Genomic DNA, 2,612 nt, shown 5'->3' with positions numbered 1-2,612 from the left:
AAGTCCAGTATGATGGGGGCCCAGACTTCCAATGAGCAGTACCAAAAAATATTATCCTACTTAAAAATAGGTAAAGAGGAGGGTGCCGAAATTTTGACCGGCGGAGAAATTAACCACCTGCCCGGAGAACTGGAAACCGGCTATTATATTGAACCAACTATATTTAAAGGCCACAACAAAATGCGGATCTTTCAAGAAGAGATTTTTGGACCAGTGGTTTGCGTAACCACATTTAAAACTGTAGAGGAAGCAATAGAAATCGCAAATGACACCCTGTATGGCCTTGGAGCCGGGGTATGGACAAGAGACGCCCACGAGATTTACCAGGTGCCCCGCGCTATAGAAGCAGGCCGTGTTTGGGTAAACCAATATCATGCTTATCCTGCACATGCACCATTTGGAGGATATAAAAAATCTGGCTTTGGCCGTGAAAACCATAAGATGATGCTCGATCACTACAGACATGTTAAAAATATGCTGATCTCTTATGACAAAAAGAAATTAGGTTTTTTCTAGGTTTATGATTCGAAAGGTGCCTCAAATAATGAGGTGCCTTTTTTACCCAATAATCAAATCCCCATGAGTACCAAAAGAGTTTTAGTGACAACAACGGCCGCGGCCGTCATCCATACGCTTCAGGAAGAATATGGTGATTTGATGTTCCATCAAAGTGGCGGCTGTTGTGAAGGATCTTACCCACATTGTTTTGAAAAAGGCGGTTTTCTCGTAGGCTCTAATGATGTATGCCTGGGAGAAATAGAAGGCTGTAAATTTTATATGGCCGGAGATCAGTTTGCCTATTGGAAACATACACAACTTACCCTCGATGTGATGGAAGGCAGAGCAGCCAGTTTTTCCCTGGAATCTACCCTGGATAAAGGATTTCTGATCCACTCCAGGCTATTTACAGAAGAAGAGCTCAAAGACCTGGAACCTGTGCACACAGCAGATGGAGACTTGATTCTGTAATTCCAACACCTCCAAAACAAATTCCTTATCCAACTGTTTTTGAATTAACTAAACAATTCAAAGCTATGGAAAAGCAAGAAATCAAAGACCTCTTAGAAATCATTGACCAGCAAGTTAGTTCCTCTATTTTAGGCGGAATGCACGAAAAATACGATGAACTTGAGCAACTTGGTTATGTCGAAATTCACAAAGGAGCTGTTCAGCACTCTGCCAATCTTACCCCAGCCGGCCTTGCTTACCTGGAGGAATTAAGACATCATTCCGTTTAACCGTTAAAGTTTCCAGTGAACAGAGCGGTGAGGGATACGCCCCCTCACCACCATACTTATTGCATTACAATTAGTCGTTCTTTTGGGTCAACGAAAACGGCAGATCTTCCTTATTCAGGCCACGCGTTTTCTCCGGCTGACTGCTCATTTCCAGCTTCAACACACCACCCTGCAGCAGATCCCCATGCTTAATAAAATTTCGGGTATAACTCTTGCCATTTAAAGCAGCAGATTTAATGTAGACGTTTTCTTTACTGTTGGCAGCAGCATCGATAACAAACGTTTTTCCATTCTCCAGCTTAATGGTGATCTTTTTAAACATCGGACTACCCAGTACATATTCATCTGTACCTGGAGTTACGCTGTAAAAACCCAGAGCGCTGAGCACATACCAGGAAGAAGTCTGTCCCTGATCCTCATCACCAGGATAACCATTTTCCGTTGAATTATAGAGTTTATACATAATATCCCTGGCATGATACTGTGCTTTCCAGGGCTCACCCGCATAATTATACAGGTAAGGCATATGCTGTATAGGCTGGTTACCATGCGCATACTGCCCCATATTAGCCATCACCATTTCAGTCATCTCATGGATCATACCACCATAACTGCCTACATTTACCCGGTTGGGTTCAGAGAACACAGAATCCAGTTTGGCTACAAAATTCTGTTTCCCTCCCATTAAATTGACCAATCCTTGTATATCATGAAAAACCGACCATTGCCAGTGCCAGGCATTCCCTTCTGTATAAGGGCCTCCCCATTCTACAGGATCAAAATCTGATTTCCATTTTCCAGTATTGTCCCTGCCCCTCATAAACCTTGTTGAAGCATCGTACACATTTTTGTAGTTATACATCTGGCGGGAAAATACATCAGCATAAAAGTCTTTACCCGTCATCCTGGCCAGCGTATATCCGCAAAAATCATCGTATGCATACTCGAGTGTTTTTGCCGTTGCTTCTCTATATTGCGGATAAGGCACATAGCCCAATTGATAATACTCTTTCCAGCCATCTCTTCCATTAGCCGGACCCCAGGGTCCTTTATGGGTCGCCTCATGCAAATATGCCTTTAAAGCCAGTTCCGGATCGAAAGTATGAATTCCTTTAGCCCAGGCATCGGCCAGCAAAGAGATGGCGTGATTGCCAATCATACTTCCAGCTTCGCTGGGAAATGACCAGGAAGGCAACCACCCACATTGTTCGTAAGCCTCCAGTAATGCCTTCATGTATCGCCCCTGCATTGTTGGATGAATTAACGTGTTCAAAGGGAATTGGGCGCGGAACGTATCCCAGAATCCTGTATCGGTAAACATATAACCAGGGTGTACCTTTCCATCATAAGGGCTGAAATAATAAGGCTGACCAT

General features: G+C 43.6%; 4 protein-coding genes. 3 read left to right on the top strand and 1 reads right to left on the bottom strand.

Going from position 1 to position 2,612, the window contains the following annotated elements; translation table 11 throughout:
• The 3 genes from VNZ46_RS08670 to VNZ46_RS08660 form a co-directional block, all read left to right on the top strand.
• A partial coding sequence (locus VNZ46_RS08670; protein ID WP_325559700.1) for an aldehyde dehydrogenase family protein occupies positions 1-516 on the top strand: 516 nt, incomplete at its 5' end.
• Between the two features lie 63 nt (positions 517-579).
• On the top strand, positions 580-969 hold the full coding sequence (locus VNZ46_RS08665; protein WP_325559699.1) for a DUF779 domain-containing protein: 390 nt from the start codon (positions 580-582) through the stop codon (positions 967-969).
• Positions 970-1,034: 65 nt separating this feature from the next.
• Positions 1,035-1,238, top strand: a complete 204-nt coding sequence (locus tag VNZ46_RS08660) for a hypothetical protein (RefSeq protein WP_133783350.1) — start codon at positions 1,035-1,037, stop codon at positions 1,236-1,238.
• 70 nt (positions 1,239-1,308) lie between these two features.
• On the opposite strand, the gene VNZ46_RS08655 is transcribed toward VNZ46_RS08660, so the two are convergent.
• On the bottom strand, positions 1,309-2,612 hold a 1,304-nt coding region (locus tag VNZ46_RS08655), incomplete at its 5' end, for a glycoside hydrolase family 92 protein (protein ID WP_325559698.1).

Source organism: Pedobacter sp., from assembly GCF_035566355.1.
Classification (GTDB): Bacteria; Bacteroidota; Bacteroidia; order Sphingobacteriales; family Sphingobacteriaceae; genus Pedobacter.
This window is presented reverse-complemented; position numbering and strand designations above follow the sequence as displayed.